Here is a 14631-nt window from a genome sequence, read left to right on the forward strand (position 1 = left end):
CTACGACTCGGTAGTTGAACTCTTGGCAGTCGAGCTCTTGGTGGGGGAGCTCTCGGTTGTGGAGTACTTGCGGGAGCAGTCCTCGCAGCGGCCGAAGATCGCGAAGTGCTTCATGTCCGTGTCGAAGCCGAACGTCTCGCGCAGCTTGGCCGTGAAGTCCGCCGCCACCGACACATCCGCCTCGATCACGTTCGTGCAGTCGCGGCAGACGAGATGGATGTGGTGGTGCCGGTCGGCCAGGTGGTACGTCGGCGCCCCGTGCCCCAGATGGGCGTGGCTGACCAGCCCGAGCTCCTCCAGGAGCTCCAGGGTCCGGTAGACCGTGGAAATGTTGACCCCCGACGCCGTCTTCCTCACTTCCACGAGGATGTCGTCGGGGGTCGCGTGCTCAAGGGTGTCCACGGCTTCGAGCACGAGTTGCCGCTGCGGCGTCAGCCGGTAGCCGCGCTGCCTGAGGTCACTCTTCCAGTCGGTGCTCACCACACCACGAGTCTAGGACCACTTCGGGTGGACCCACTCGGTGTGGGCCTACTTGAAGAAGGCGATGCCGTCGTCCGGCATGTCGTCGGGGAGGGCCTTGGCCCAGCGCTCGACGTCCTCGGGGGTGACGACCTTCTTCAGGTGCGCGGACATGTAGGGGCGCAGCTCGACCTCGGGGGTCGACTTCTCGCCGACCCACATCAGGTCGCTGTGCACATAGCCGTACAGCCGCTTGCCGCCGCTGTAGGGACCCGAGGCCGCCGTCCGCGCGACCGCGTCCGTGACCAGGTCGATCTGCGGCTTCTGCTTGGCCAGCTCGCCGTACCAGACCTCGACGACGCCGTCGTGACGGGTCATGACGATCTCGACCTTGCGGTCGGCGTCCACACGCCAGAAGCCGGACTCGGTCTCCAGCGGGCGGACCTTGTTGCCGTCGTTGTCGAGCACCCAGGTGTGGGAGCGGTACTCCAGGAAGTCCCGGCCGTCGTGGGAGAAGGTGACCTCCTGGCCGAAGTTGCATTTCTCCGAGCCGGGGAAGTCATGGACACCCGCGCCCGCCCAGTCGCCGAGCAGGAAGGCGAGGGGGACGAGGTCCTTGTGCAGGTCGGACGGGATCTCGATCATGAGTGGCGGTTCCTGGAGTCGTTGACGTGGGTCAGCGCTGGCCCTGGTACAGCTTCTTCACGGCCAGGCCGGTGAAGGCGAGAACGCCGACGCAGACCAGGACCAGCAGTGCTTCGAAGAAGATCTCCACGGGGTGCTCCTCGGATGAGCGGAGGTTCGGTACTACACAAGGCCGGGCCCCAGCTTACGTGCTGGGGCCCGGGGCGGTTCGCCGGGTTCCGCGTTCTGCTCAGTCGAGGAGCTGGCTCTGAAGGACGACCGTCTGCTGGAAGGGGATCGCCTCGGTGGCGCCCTTCCTGGACTGGACGACGACGGCGAGGGTGTCGGCGGCGGAGAGATACGCCTGCCGCACCTGTTCCTCGCCGTACGGCTTGCTCTCGACGTACGCGGCGCGCTCGATGTCGAGCAGTTCGGAGCGTACGGGGAAGTCCTCGTCCCGGGAGACGGTTCCGTCGATGCCACGCAGGTCGTAGCGCGGGCTGCCGTACCCGGTCAGCTCTACCGAGAACACCTCGTCCGCGACGACCGCCGTGTTGAACTGCAGCAGGTAGATACGGGTGCGGGTGCCGTCTGGCGTGGTCCAGCCACGGGCGGCGATGTGCCGTAGGCCGTAGTCGGTGAACACCTGGTCGAGCTCGTCCACGGCGTCGTCCTCCGGCGCGAACTCCGCGAGGAAGTCCTTCGTCGGCAGCCAGCCGTCCGCGCCGCCCAGCACGGTGTCCGGCTTCGCACCCTTCGGCGCCGGCAGGACGAGGTCCCGCAGGTCGGCGTGGTGGGTCCCCGCCTTGTTCGTCTCCGCGAACGGGCCCGGGCTGCCCGACGGCAACACCGGCTTCGTCAGCGTCGGGTACTCCCACCGCCCGTCCGACTCCGTCGCCAGGCCCGGCACGTCCGTCCGTTCCATGCCGATGACCCCGGTCACGGCCGCCGTCCCGACCGCCGCGAACACGACGACGGCGGCGGTCCAGCGCAGGACGGCCCGCAGGGCGCGGCGGTCCTTCTTGACCGGGGATGCGGTGGGGAGGGGCGAGGGCGGGAGCAGCGGAGGTTCGGGGACGGAGAACGCGGAGGCCGGTGGTACGGCGTCCGACGGCTGGGGGGTCGGCTGCTTCTGGACGGAGGCGGCCGTGTCCTGCGCGTCGGCAGCGGAATGCGCTTGTACGGGTACGGCGGCCGACTGCGCGTCGGGAGCGGCCTGCTGGTCGACGGCGGCCGGCTGGTCCTGTACGGCCGTCGGCGTCTCAGCAGGGATGGCCGGGGCCTGTGCGGTTGTCTGCCGGCCGGCGGGCGGGGCCTGTCTCTGGTCCACGGTGGGGCCTTCCCCGTCCGTCGTCGTCTGCTGGTCGGTCATACCGCCTCCCCCGGTTCGTCGATGCGGTCGAGTTGCTCGCGGACGAGCCGGGCGACCGCCTTGGTGTCCATCGGCTTGACGCCGTACGCGTCGACGGTGACCAGGACGTCTCCCTGGGCGGCGATGCAGAAGACCGCGTCGAGCTTGACGTCGGCGTCCTTCGGCGGCAGGAAACAGCTCGCGTTCTTGCGGCCCTCGATCTTCGGGCCCTTGCGGAAGACGTCGAAGATCTCCAGGAAGTCCTTCTGGAACGTCGCGACGTCGTTGACCGTGCCCTTGTCCATCTGGACGAGTTCGACGCTCGCGGTGAAGGTGTCCTCCGAGGAGAGCGACTCGGCCTGCCCCAGATAGCTGCGCATCGCCATGCCCTGGATGTCCTGCCGGTCGATCTGCCGTTCCAGCTGGCGGCGCTGGGAGCGGGGGAGGTCGCGGAGGGACTCCTTGCGGAGGTCCGTGGCCTGGGCGCCGCTGAGCGCGGCGTCGGAGCCGAACTCGCCGATGTCCGGGCCTCGGGTCCAGGCGTCGTCGTAGGGGACGAGCATGGCGGCGAGGCCGGTCCGGGCGGGGGCCTTCTTCTGTTCGGCCGTGGCCTTCGGGAACTTCCAGAGGGGGGCGCCCGGGTCTCGGTCGGCGGCGTCGACCGTTCGTGCGGTGTAGCCGACGGCGCCGATGGTGGTGGCGAGCAGCAGCGCGCAGGTGGCGAGGGCGGCGATACGGCCGCGTCGGCGGGGTGTCTTCCCGCCCCCGCCGCCGCCCTCACCCGTTCCCCTCCCTGGGGGCCGCGCCTCCGGACCCCCGCGGGGGAGCTGCGGCTCGGCGGATTCGTCCGCGGGCGCGTGGGTGGTGGCTCGGCCTTCGGCCGCGTCCTCGAATGGCGGACGGCCTGAATCGGCCGGAACCTTCGGAGAAGTCTCGTTCACAGCCGCTCCATCTGGCGCTCGGCCACGTCGAGGATCTTGGACTTGGGGATGGGCTTGGTGTCGGTGAGCCAGATTTCGAGGGCGATGTCGCCGCGCCAGGCGTGGGCCTCGGCGGTGTAGTAGGGCAGATACCCGGACTCGATCTCGGGCTGGTTGTGGACGAACGCCATGCCGTCGCCGGTGCCGGGGATGGGCCAGCTGTCGGTGTCGTCCTCGTCGCCGGCCCAGTAGTACCCGTTCTCGGCGTTGCCGGAGGCGCCGAGGAACTCCTCCTGGTGGTACTGGACGAGGCGGATCTCCACCTGGAACGTGCTGCCGACCCGCCAGCCGGTGACGGCCGCCCGGCGGAACTCCTCCTCCACGAGCGAGGTGAACGCGCCGTCCGGCTTCTTGAAGAAGCCCGCGTAGCCGGCCATGTCCACCCAGCCGTCGCCACCCGTCACGGTCCCGGACTCGGTCGCGCCCTTCGGCTTCTTCAGCAGCAGCTTGCGCAGGTCACCGTCGGTGCGCACCTTCCGGTCCTGCTCGGCCGAGAGCGGCTCGGGCCCCTTCCCCTTCGCCTGCGCGAGCACCGGCTGCGACAGCGGGGGCAGCTTGGTGGGCTCCCGGTCGGCCTGTACGAGGAAGCCGGCGCAGGTCCCGGCCACCAGCCCGAGGGCGGCCGCCCCGGCGATCAGCGCCGCCGTACGTCCACGCCGCCGCCGCGGCCGGTCGGCGGGAACAGGAGCTTCAGCCATCTCCGCCGGCGCCACGACCACCTCGGCGGCATCGGGCACTTCAGAGACTCTCGGTGCTTCCTGCACTACCGGTACTACCGGCGCTTCCGGCGCTTCCGGCGCTTCCGGCGCTTCCGGCAGTTCAGGTACTTCCGCGACTTCCAAGGCGATCCCCCACAGAACGTGAAGCGCGGATTCCGTATCCGCGCACAGGAGACCCACGGCCGACGCACCGGGTTGCGCGGGCATTGATTACGATTCGGACTACCATTCGGCCATGGCGAAGAAGCTCGTGATCAAGGTGACGGCCGGGGCGGACGCCCCCGAACGCTGCTCCCAGGCCTTCACGGTGGCCGCCGTGGCCGTGGCCAGCGGGGTGGAGGTGTCCCTGTGGCTGACCGGCGAGTCCGCGTGGTTCGCGCTGCCGGGCCGGGCCGCCGAGTTCGAGCTGCCGCACGCCGCCCCGCTCCCCGACCTGCTCGACTCGATCCTGGCCGGCGGCCGCCTCACCCTGTGCACCCAGTGCGCCGCCCGCCGCGACATCACCGAGCAGGACGTCATCAAGGGCGTACGGATCGCGGGCGCGCAGGTGTTCGTGCAGGAGGCGCTGGCGGACGACACCCAGGCGCTCGTCTACTGAGACGCCCGGCTGACGTCCTTCTGGCATCCTTCTGGCGTCCGGCTACTGAGACGCCCGTCCAGCAAGGGTTCGTAGCTGCTCGCTAGGGAGTGTGCACGAGGTCGAGTTAGCTCGATCGTGTGATGGTCAGCCCGCAGGCTTGCGGTGCCCTGGGCCGTCCGGGTTAGCGTGATCGTGCGATCTGGGACGCCGGGTGCGGTGCCAGCGTGCGGGGCCCCTGCTCCACCGGAGTGATGGTTCAGGGCCTCCCCGTCGCCTCTGGCTGCATCCACAGGCCAGGTCGTGAGGAACTCCGCCCTTCCGGATCGGACCACGGACAGGATCCGTGTCGCCGCCCGGTTGTGAAAGCGGACGACCAGTGCGCCCAAGACCGTTCGGGGCGTGCCAGTGGGCGGACTCACTCCCGCTCACTGCAAAGGAACGGTCAAGGCTGTTTCCTCGGGCGCTTCTTGCCGTCCAGTTCGTCCCACCACTCGTCGGACTTCGGGTCGCCGGAGGGGTCGTCCCACCAGCGGTCGTCGGGGCCGCGCCGGTTGGCGACGACGGCGGCGAGCGGCGGGATGACCATGGCGACCACGCACATGCCGACCGCGACCTGGACCGACCAGAGGCGCACGACGCCCCAGGCCAGGACGAAGAGGGCGAGACACGTGCCCATCATGGCGAAGTACACGTGGCGCCGGCGGGCGTACATGTGTCCAGGGTAGGCCCGCTCACGGCTGAGGGCCGTACCGCGGGTCGGAACCCGGGGTACGGCCCTCAGCCGTTCGGACGAACGCCTCAGCCGTTCGCGGCGGCTGTCTCAGACGGCGATCGCGACCTCCGCCAGGCCGCCCTTCTCGGCGACGACGGTACGGTCGGCGGTGCCGCCGGGGACGAGCGCGCGGACGGTCCAGGTGCCCTCGGCCGCGTAGAAGCGGAACTGGCCCGTCGCGGAGGTCGGGACCTCCGCCGTGAACTCGCCGGTCGAGTCCAGCAGACGGACGTAACCCGTCACCGGCTCGCCGTCGCGGGTCACCTGACCCTGGATCGTGGTCTCACCGGGCTTGATCGTCGAGGCGTCCGGGCCGCCGGCCTTCGCTCCACACATGTCTTTCTCCTGAAAGGGTCTGACCGGAAGGAAGGCCGGTCGGGATGAACGGGGTGTTCGCTTACTGCTGGTGCTGCGGGTGCTACCGGTACTACGGGTGCTGCCGGCCGCCGGTCCTACTTGTTGGCGCCGAGCTCGATCGGGACGCCGACGAGGGAGCCGTACTCGGTCCAGGAGCCGTCGTAGTTCTTGACGTTCTCCACGCCGAGCAGCTCGTGCAGGACGAACCAGGTCAGCGCGGAGCGCTCACCGATACGGCAGTAGGCGATGGTGTCCTTCGCCAGGTCCACCTGCTCCTCGGCGTACAGCTCCTTGAGCTGCTCGTCCGACTTGAAGGTGCCGTCGTCGTTGGCGTTCTTCGACCACGGGATGTTGCGGGCGCTGGGCACGTGGCCCGGACGCTGCGACTGCTCCTGCGGCAGGTGGGCCGGGGCGAGCAGCTTGCCGGAGAACTCGTCGGGCGAGCGCACGTCGACCAGGTTCTGCGAGCCGATCGCGGCGACGACGTCGTCACGGAAGGCGCGGATCGCGGTGTTCTGCGGCTTGGCCTTGTACGCGGTCGCGGGGCGCGCCGGCACCTCGTCGACCAGCTCGCGGGCGTCCAGCTCCCACTTCTTGCGGCCGCCGTCGAGAAGCTTGACGTTCTCGTGGCCGTACAGCTTGAAGTACCAGTAGGCGTACGACGCGAACCAGTTGTTGTTGCCGCCGTAGAGGACGACGAGGGTGTCGTTGCCGATGCCCTTCTCCGACAGGAGCTTCTCGAAGCCCTCCTGGTCGACGAAGTCACGGCGTACCGGGTCCTGGAGGTCCTTCGTCCAGTCGATCCGGATGGCGTTCTTGATGTGGTTCTTCTCGTACGCGGTCGTGTCCTCGTCGACCTCGACGATGGCGATGTTCGGGTCGTCGAGGTTGGCCTCGACCCAGTCTGCGTCGACCAGGACGTCGCTGCGGCTCATGCTCTTTCTCCTCCGGGGCAGTTGCGGCGGGGCGTGCGAGGCGCCTGACGGCGGTCGGGCCGGGCGCGCACGGGTGTGCCCTGGCTGGGCAGGGCGACGGGGAATGCGGCAGTCGTGGCTGCCACTCAGAAAGCGCGACAGAGCATGGCGGCGACGCGGCACAGGTCTACTGCCCGCCGCTTCGTGAGATCCGCCTGTCGCTTCATGATGGTCGATCGTAGGGACGGACAGGCGGGCGTGTCACCGGCATGTCGTATTCTGAGACGCGATCGTCCGGAATGCGGGATGATTGGGCCGACGGAGCCGCCGTGCCAGGCCCGACGGGCCGGTGTAGCCGTCATCACATCTACGGTACGGACGGCGGCGTCTCGCTTCCTGGACGCCGCCGGTTCGGTCGCCGACGTCCTACCCGGCCAGCCTGACGTTCGAACCCCGCACCGTGATCTCCACGCCGTCCGGCGCCGCCTCGACCTTGTCGAGCTTGATGCCGCCGGGGAGGTCGTCGATGGCCTGCTGGAAGTCGGTGATCGAACGGACCACGTTCTCGGCGAGATCGGCACCGCCCAGGGCGGGCAGGGAGTCGGCCTGCACCTCGACCGTGTCGCCCTTCACGCTGACGCTGCTGAGGACGGAGACGGTCTGGGGTTCGAGGGCCGGCGGGTCGATCTCGACCGCGACCTTGATCTTGCCCTTGCCGCCGTCGGAGAGGCCGACGACGCGGGCGGTGAACCCGAGGCCGACATCGGTGGGCTCGGACTTGGCGGCCTTGAGCAACTCGTCGTAGGCGATGGTCGCGGTGCCGGTGGCGCTGGCGGCCGTGGCGGAGCTGTAGTCGCTGGAGAAGGCGACGCCGCGCATGTTCGCCTTCAGATCGGCGATGCGGATGCTCTCGTCGGCCTTGCCGGTGCTCGCCTCGAAGTTCTCGATGCCGACCTCGACGTCGTCCAGTTCGCCGCCCGCGACCTGGGTGAGGAACGGGAAGCCCTTGATGGACACGTCCGGGGTGCTCGCCAGCCCCTCGCTGGTCCTCAGCTGCTCGGCCGCCTCGTCCTCGGCGAAGCCGACGGCCACGCGGTCCGCGATCACGAAGAGGCCGCCCAGGATCACGGCGACGATGACAAGTATTCGCAGTGCGCGCATGTCTCGGTGTTCCCCACGTAGTCCACTCGGCGGTCGTTCCGGCCTCAACGACCAGAGTGGCCGTTCTACGCGAGAGTAATCCGGCGGGTGTGGGTCGGGGTGGGTTCGTCAAGCCTTGTTGATCAGCTGTGACAGGGCGGGCGCGGGTTCGGCGCGGCCGTCCCCGGGGTTCCCCGCTCCCCTGGAATCAGCCCAGCGCGCGGCCCAGCAGGTACACCGCCGGGGCCGCCGCCGTCAGGGGAAGGGCGACGCCCGCGGTGAAGTGGACGAAGCGGGAGGGGTAGTCGTAGGCGGCGACGCGGTGGCCGACGAGGGCGCAGAGGGCCGCCACTGCGCCGAGGAGCGCGCCGGACGTACCCAGGTCGGTCGCACCGCCGACGGCGATGCCCGCGCCGGTGGCCGCCAGCAGGGAGACGATCACCGAGGCCGGCGTGGGCAGGGGCAGGGCGCGGGCCAGGACGGCCACCGCCACCGCGACTCCGCCCACCGTCACCGCGTCCGCCACGGCCCCCAGATAGCCGGTCGCGATGATCGACAGCGCCGACGAGGCCACCGTCGCCATCAGGCCGTACATCCGCTCGTCCGGGTCCGCGTGGCTGCGCAGCCCCAGCACGAGGCAGAGCAGCACCCAGACGCCGAGCGTGCCGAGGATCGCGGCGGGCGCGTGTTCCCGGCCGGCCGCGAACAGGGCCGCGTCCGCCGCGAGGGCGCCCGCGAAGGCCAGCACGATGCCCTGCCGGGCCGGCCACATGCCGTTCAGCCGGAACCAGCCCGCCGCGGTCACGGCCTGCAGGATCACCAGGGGTACGGCGAGGGCGTACGCGCCGATCGCCGCCGCGCCGGCCAGCAGCAGACCCAGTGCGGCCGTGATCAGCGCCGGCTGCATCCCGGGCTCGATGATCGGCGACCGTCCCTCGGCCCGCGCCCGCTGGGCGTCGGTGACCCGGGTGTTGCCGGTCAGGGTGGGCGGGCCGTAGCCGGGCGCGGCCACCGGAGCGGGGTCGGCCGGGGGCTGGGTGCGGGGCTGCGCCTGCTGGGCCTGCTGGGCCTGCTGGGCCTGCTGGGCCTGCTGGGCCTGCTGGGCCTGCTGGGCCTGCTGGGCCTGCGGATGGACCTGGGGCGCGTGCTGCGCGTGCTGCCCGTACTGCCCGTTCTGTCCGTACTGTCCGTGCTGGGCCTGCTGGGCCTGCTGGGCCTGCTGCCCGTACTGCCCGTACGGGCCCTGCTGACCCTGCTGACCCTGCTGGCCGTACGGGCGGCCGTCCGGCTGCGGGGGCAGGTACGCCGTCTCCGTCAGGTTGGCGGGCTGGATCTGGGTCTCCCAGGTCTGGCCCTCCCACTGCTGGGTGTACTGCTGGGCGTGGGCGGCCTGGTTCTCGTCGTGGCCCTGCCAGTGCGGCTGTGCCTGAGGCTGGGCCGCGTACTGCTGAGGCTCCGCCTGCGGCTGCTGGTAGGCGTCGTAGCCCTGCTGTCCCTGGTGGCCCTCGTACCCGTACGGCTGGTTGCTCATGATGTGGGGGTCACCCTCCTGCGAACGGCGGGAGCACCTCGACCGTGCCGCCCTCGGCCAGACGTACCGTCTCATGTTCACGGGTGCCCACGGGGTTTCCGTCGACGAGGAACGAGCATCGCCGCAGTACGCGGACGAGTTCGCCGGGGTGTCGGTCGCGGGCCGCGTTCAGGGCCTCCGCGAGGGTGACCGCCTCGTAGGGCTCCTCGGCGATGCCGGCCGCGGCTTTTGCTGCGGCCCAGTAGCGGACGGTGCCCTTTGGCATCTGCGTTCCTCTTGATTAGTCGTGACGGGGGTCAGGCTACGGGGGAGTCGGCGTGGTGGGGAAACCGCGGGCGGGCGGGGGCCGGTCACGCCCACGCGGCGGAGCCGCACATCGATACAGCCCCGCGTCCCTTGTCGGTGCACGCTCATCGGGGCACGCTCTTCGCCAGCCACGCCCCGATCCGGTCCAGCAGTTCCTCGCTCGCCGCGTTCTCCGCGTGCCCCATCCCCTTCTCCAGCCACAGTTCGCCGTCGTCGCCCGCCGCTGCCGCCAGCATCTCGGGGTGGTCGACCGGGAAGTAGCCGTCCCTGTCGCCGTGGACGATCAGCAGCGGGGTGGGGGCGATGAGGGGGACGGATTCCACCGGGGAGAGGGGGACGGGGTCCCAGTCGCGGTGGTGGATGCGGGTGCGGAAGCCGTAGCGGCCGACCAGGCGGCCGGCGGGGCGGGTGATGAGCCAGTGGACGCGGCGCATCGGGGCCGTGCCTCGGTAGTACCAGCGGGCCGGGGCGCTGACGGAGACGACCGCGTCGGGGCCGTCGGGGCCGTCGGGGAGGGCCGCGTGGCGCAGGACGACCGAGCCCCCCATCGAGAAGCCGACCGTGGCGACCCGCTCGTGGCCGAGCTCACGGGCCCAGCGGACCGCCGCCGCGAGGTCGAGCACCTCGCGGTCCCCGACCGTGGAGTGGCCGCCGGACCGTCCGTGGCCCCGGAAGGAGAACGTCACGACGGCCCCGTACCGGGCGAGCACGTCCACCACCCTTCGAACATGCGGACGATTAATGTCGCCCGTGAAGCCGTGGGCGACGACGACGGCGAGGTGGCCGGAGGATGGAGTTCCGGTGTCGTCGGAGGCGTTGTATACGACGGACTTCCGGTTGTATACGGCCTCGATATTCACCCCGTCGTCAGTGCGTAGAAACCTGCGCAAAGGGGTTCGGGGCGCCCTCGAGGGGGTTCGATCGGCCGTCTCAGAGTTCGGAATGTCGAAAGATCGCGTCACATGACCTGCCGGACCAGCACTCATGTGGGCTATTCTGCTGGACAGAGGACTCGGGCAATGTCGCCCCCGGGTCCTTTTGTGCTTTCGGAAGCGTTGTATACGAGCGGGAAACGCCAGGTGACCGCAGGTGTACGGGCCCCGGGATCGCAGAGCAGAACACTGTGAACCCCGCAGTCGCAATCGCGGTACCGCAGTGCCGTAAACGTCCTCGCAGGGACCGAGGAGGAACCAGACATATGAGTTCTCTGCTGCTCCTGACCAACGCCCTCCAGCCTTCCACCGAGGTGCTTCCGGCCCTCGGCCTGCTGCTGCACAACGTGCGCGTGGCCCCGGCCGAAGGCCCCGCTCTCGTCGACACCCCCGGTGCGGACGTCATCCTGATCGACGGACGCCGTGATCTCCCACAGGTCCGCAGCCTGTGTCAGCTGCTCCGCTCCACCGGCCCCGGCTGCCCCCTCATCCTCGTCGTGACCGAGGGCGGTCTCGCCGCCGTCACCGCGGACTGGGGCATCGACGACGTGCTCCTCGACACGGCCGGCCCCGCCGAGGTCGAGGCCCGGCTGCGGCTGGCCATGGGCCGGCAGCAGATCGTCAACGACGACTCCCCCATGGAGATCCGCAACGGCGACCTCTCGGTGGACGAGGCGACCTACAGCGCCAAGCTCAAGGGGCGCGTCCTCGACCTCACCTTCAAGGAGTTCGAGCTCCTCAAGTACCTCGCCCAGCACCCGGGCCGCGTCTTCACCCGCGCCCAGCTGCTCCAGGAGGTCTGGGGCTATGACTACTTCGGCGGTACGCGGACGGTCGACGTCCACGTACGACGGCTGCGCGCCAAGCTCGGCCCCGAGCACGAGTCGCTGATCGGGACCGTCCGGAACGTCGGTTATCGATTCGTTACGCCCGAGAAGGCGGAGCGCGCCACCGACGACGCCAAGGGCAAGCCCGCCTCCTCAAAGGCGGAGGATGCGGACGAGACGGCGCCCCTGGACAGCGTCGAGATCACGGCCGAGGCGTAGTGGCCGACCGCGCCGGGTCCCTGTGGGGCGGCATACGCACAGCCACCGCACAGGGAGGCTCCCGTACGCCCTGCCCAGGGGCGTTTTATCCGCGTAGACTCCGCGCGTGGCCAAGGTGACTCGGGATGACGTGGCAAGACTGGCGGGTACGTCGACCGCCGTCGTCAGTTACGTCATCAACAACGGACCCCGGCCGGTTGCCCCGGCCACGCGCGAGCGTGTCCTCGCCGCGATCAAGGAACTGGGGTACCGGCCCGACCGCGTCGCCCAGGCGATGGCGTCACGGCGCACCGATCTCATAGGCATGATCGTGCCGGACGCGCGCCAGCCCTTCTTCGGGGAGATGACCCACGCGGTCGAGCAGGCCGCCGCCGAGCGCGGAAAGATGGTGCTCGTCGGCAACACCGACTACGTCGCCGAGCGCGAGGTCCACTATCTGCGGGCGTTCCTCGGGATGCGTGTCTCCGGGCTGATCCTCGTCAGCCACGCCCTCAACGACAACGCCGCCGCCGAGATAGAGGCGTGGGACGCACGGGTCGTGCTGCTGCACGAGCGGCCCGAGGCGATCGACGACGTGGCCGTGGTGACCGACGACGTCGGCGGCGCGAAGCTCGCCGTGGAGCATCTGCTGTCCCACGGCTACGAGTACGTCGCCTGTATGGGCGGTATCGCCGAGACCCCGCTCGTCGGTGACCCCGTCTCCGACCACGTCGAGGGCTGGCGGCGGGCCATGGACGAGGCCGGGATCCCGACCGAGGGGCGGCTCTTCCACGCGCTCTACAACCGGTACGACGCGTACCAGACGGCGCTGGAGCTGTTGTCGGGGCCGGCTCGGCCACCGGCGATCTTCTGCTCCACGGACGACCAGGCGATCGGTGTGCTGCGGGCCGCGCGTGAGCTGCGGATCGAGGTGCCGGGCGAGTTGGCCGTGGCCGGGTTCGACGACGTCAAGGAGGCGGCGTTGACGGATCCGCCGCTGACGACGATCGCGACGGATCGTACGGGGATGGCTCGGGCCGCGGTGGATCTGGTGCTCGATGACGGAATCCGGGTGCCCGGGTCCCGGCGGGAGCGGGTGAAGCTGTTCCCGTCGAAGCTGGTGGCTCGGCGGTCGTGCGGGTGCGAGTAGCGCGGGTGCGTGTAGCGCCGTAGGGGCTTCGGTGCGTTGTCGGCCGCGGGTGCGTCGTGGCTTGTCGCGCAGTTCCCCGCGCCCCTTGACGGCCCCGGCGCCTTTATATGGGGCGAACGAGGTTCTGGTGGGGTTCTCAGGGAGCGCTCAGGAACGTCTCATGGTCGGGCGGCAGGCTCTGAGTCATGACCGAGAGCTTCCGCCGCAGCGGCGAGTACGAGAACCCCTACCAGGGGCAGCAGCACTCCGGGTACGCCGAGGGCGAGACCCAGCAGCAGCCCGCGTACCCCCAGCAGCAGGCCCCCGCCCCGGTGAACCCGGAGTGGCCGCCCCCGCCGGCGTACGACCCGGTGGCGTCTACGACCGGCCACGCCGGCTACGGGCAGCCCGCCGCCACGGCGACCTCGGCTCCCACCGCGCTCCTCACCGAGCCGGTGTCCTCCGCCGCCACCCCTGACTCCGCCGGGTCCGCGCCCGCGTCGAGAAGGCGTGCCCGGGGTCCCATCGCACTGCTGGCGGCCGTGGCGTTCGTCGCGGCGGCGATCGGCGGCGGTACGGCGTACGGCATCCAGGAGCTGACCGGTACGGACACCGTGGCCTCCAGCTCCACCAGCACGAGCGTGGTGCCGACCAGCCAGAAGGGCACGGTCTCCGGCGTCGCCACGGCGGTCAGCCCCAGCATCGTGGAGATCAGCGCCACGTCGAACGCGGGCGAGTCCACCGGTTCCGGTGTGATCATCACCAGCGACGGCGAGATCATCACCAACAACCACGTGATCTCCGGCGCCTCCCAGATCAAGGTGACGACGAGCAACGGCAAGTCCTACACGGCCGAGGTCGTCGGCACCGACAGCAAGAAGGACCTCGCCCTCATCAAGCTGCGGGACGCCTCCGGGCTGAAGGCCGCGACCCTCGGCGACTCCGCCGGCGTCAAGGTCGGCGACCAGGTCGTGGCGATCGGCTCCCCCGAGGGCCTGACCGGCACGGTCACCAGCGGCATCGTCTCCGCCCTCGACCGTGACGTGACGGTCTCGACGGGCGAGAGCCAGGGTCAGCAGCAGCAACAGCAGGGCGGCGGCGGCCAGTGGCCGTTCGAGTTCGGCGGCCAGGAGTTCAACGGTGACACCGGCTCCTCCACGACCACGTACAAGGCCCTCCAGACGGACGCCTCCCTCAACCCCGGCAACTCCGGCGGCGCCCTCATCGACATGAACGGCAACATCATCGGCATCAACTCCGCGATGTACTCCGCCGCGGACGCCACCTCGTCCAGCGCCGGCAGCGTCGGCCTCGGCTTCGCGATCCCGGTCAACACGGTCAAGGCCGACCTGAGCACGCTGCGGGCGGGCGGCTCGGACTGAGGTCCGCCTCTCCGACCAGGCAGTTCCCTTCCGGTGCCTCCCAGTCCTTTCCAGCCCCTTCAAGCCGGGCCCCTTCCCGTCCCGCTGAGTCCGAGGAGTTCGACATGATCACGCAGATCAGGAACGGCGCGCAGATCACACAGGTCTCGCACGACGCCGCGACCGCCGGCGACCCGGCCGGGCTGGGCCTCGCCCTCGCGGTGGCCGCCGAACTGCACACGCCGGTGACCCGGGCCCCCGAGGTGGCGTCCGCCGCCCGAGGCACGGCCCGCCGCACCACGTCGGCGCGCCCGCGTCGGCGTACGGTTCGCGGCTGATCCTCACGGGACTCTCACGGGCTACTGCGCGGCCAGGGGACGTGCAAGGCTAGGGCGGTACCGCGCGCGCCCCTCCAGGGGCGCGGGGAACTGCGCGACCAGCCCCAACGCAC

The 14631-nt window shown here is 70.3% G+C and carries 17 protein-coding genes; 5 read left to right on the top strand and 12 right to left on the bottom strand.

Going from position 1 to position 14631, the window contains the following annotated elements; genetic code table 11:
* The 5 genes from OG202_RS23230 to OG202_RS23250 all read right to left on the bottom strand — a co-directional run bounded on the left by OG202_RS23230 (position 1) and on the right by OG202_RS23250 (position 4151).
* The gene (locus OG202_RS23230) at positions 1–483 is read right to left on the bottom strand and encodes a Fur family transcriptional regulator (RefSeq protein ID WP_326581317.1); all 483 of its coding nucleotides are present in this window, start codon (positions 481–483) and stop codon (positions 1–3) included.
* Positions 484–528: 45 nt separating this feature from the next.
* A complete protein-coding gene (locus OG202_RS23235) occupies positions 529–1104 on the bottom strand; it encodes an FABP family protein (RefSeq protein ID WP_328223512.1) in 576 nt (191 codons plus the stop codon).
* Positions 1105–1333: 229 nt separating this feature from the next.
* Positions 1334–2455 (bottom strand): hypothetical protein, encoded by a 1122-nt coding sequence (locus tag OG202_RS23240; protein WP_443052273.1) that lies wholly within the window; start codon positions 2453–2455, stop codon positions 1334–1336.
* On the bottom strand, positions 2452–3375 hold the full coding sequence (locus tag OG202_RS23245) for a hypothetical protein (RefSeq protein ID WP_327728959.1): 924 nt from the start codon (positions 3373–3375) through the stop codon (positions 2452–2454). Before OG202_RS23245 ends, OG202_RS23240 begins: the two co-directional genes overlap by 4 nt.
* Entirely contained in the window at positions 3372–4151 is a 780-nt protein-coding gene (locus OG202_RS23250; protein ID WP_405894747.1) for a hypothetical protein, read from the bottom strand. Before OG202_RS23250 ends, OG202_RS23245 begins: the two co-directional genes overlap by 4 nt.
* A 217-nt stretch (positions 4152–4368) precedes the next feature.
* On the opposite strand from OG202_RS23250, the gene OG202_RS23255 reads away from it, so the two are divergent.
* A complete protein-coding gene (locus OG202_RS23255; RefSeq protein WP_326581310.1) occupies positions 4369–4731 on the top strand; it encodes a DsrE family protein in 363 nt (120 codons plus the stop codon).
* A gap of 424 nt (positions 4732–5155) precedes the next feature.
* On the opposite strand, the gene OG202_RS23260 is transcribed toward OG202_RS23255, so the two are convergent.
* The 7 genes from OG202_RS23260 to OG202_RS23290 all read right to left on the bottom strand — a co-directional run bounded on the left by OG202_RS23260 (position 5156) and on the right by OG202_RS23290 (position 10719).
* Entirely contained in the window at positions 5156–5425 is a 270-nt protein-coding gene (locus tag OG202_RS23260; protein ID WP_326581308.1) for a DUF3099 domain-containing protein, read from the bottom strand.
* A 108-nt stretch (positions 5426–5533) separates the two neighbouring features.
* Positions 5534–5821 (bottom strand): DUF1416 domain-containing protein, encoded by a 288-nt coding sequence (locus OG202_RS23265; protein ID WP_019755963.1) that lies wholly within the window; start codon positions 5819–5821, stop codon positions 5534–5536.
* A 116-nt stretch (positions 5822–5937) separates the two neighbouring features.
* Positions 5938–6777, bottom strand: coding sequence for a sulfurtransferase (locus OG202_RS23270; RefSeq protein ID WP_326581305.1), 840 nt, complete (start codon positions 6775–6777; stop codon positions 5938–5940).
* Positions 6778–7182: 405 nt separating this feature from the next.
* Positions 7183–7917 carry an LmeA family phospholipid-binding protein gene (locus tag OG202_RS23275; RefSeq protein ID WP_327728958.1) on the bottom strand — a complete coding sequence of 245 codons (735 nt, stop codon included), beginning with the start codon at positions 7915–7917 and terminating at the stop codon, positions 7183–7185.
* Between the two features lie 187 nt (positions 7918–8104).
* On the bottom strand, positions 8105–9427 hold the full coding sequence (locus OG202_RS23280) for a hypothetical protein (protein WP_327728957.1): 1323 nt from the start codon (positions 9425–9427) through the stop codon (positions 8105–8107).
* Positions 9428–9437: 10 nt separating this feature from the next.
* Complete coding sequence (locus OG202_RS23285; protein WP_326581299.1) at positions 9438–9692, bottom strand: MoaD/ThiS family protein; 255 nt, start codon at positions 9690–9692, stop codon at positions 9438–9440.
* Between the two features lie 145 nt (positions 9693–9837).
* A complete protein-coding gene (locus OG202_RS23290; protein WP_327728956.1) occupies positions 9838–10719 on the bottom strand; it encodes an alpha/beta hydrolase in 882 nt (293 codons plus the stop codon).
* A 212-nt stretch (positions 10720–10931) separates the two neighbouring features.
* Here OG202_RS23290 and OG202_RS23295 point away from each other — a divergent pair, with 212 nt between their 5' ends.
* The 4 genes from OG202_RS23295 to OG202_RS23310 all read left to right on the top strand — a co-directional run bounded on the left by OG202_RS23295 (position 10932) and on the right by OG202_RS23310 (position 14518).
* Entirely contained in the window at positions 10932–11711 is a 780-nt protein-coding gene (locus OG202_RS23295; RefSeq protein WP_327728955.1) for a response regulator transcription factor, read from the top strand.
* A gap of 106 nt (positions 11712–11817) precedes the next feature.
* On the top strand, positions 11818–12840 hold the full coding sequence (locus tag OG202_RS23300) for a LacI family DNA-binding transcriptional regulator (RefSeq protein ID WP_328223516.1): 1023 nt from the start codon (positions 11818–11820) through the stop codon (positions 12838–12840).
* Between the two features lie 185 nt (positions 12841–13025).
* Positions 13026–14201, top strand: coding sequence for a S1C family serine protease (locus OG202_RS23305; RefSeq protein WP_327728953.1), 1176 nt, complete (start codon positions 13026–13028; stop codon positions 14199–14201).
* A 104-nt stretch (positions 14202–14305) separates the two neighbouring features.
* A complete protein-coding gene (locus OG202_RS23310; RefSeq protein ID WP_327728952.1) occupies positions 14306–14518 on the top strand; it encodes a hypothetical protein in 213 nt (70 codons plus the stop codon).
* Positions 14519–14631 lie beyond the last annotated feature (113 nt).

It is taken from the genome of Streptomyces sp. NBC_00310, from assembly GCF_036208085.1.
Taxonomy (GTDB): domain Bacteria; phylum Actinomycetota; class Actinomycetes; order Streptomycetales; family Streptomycetaceae; genus Streptomyces.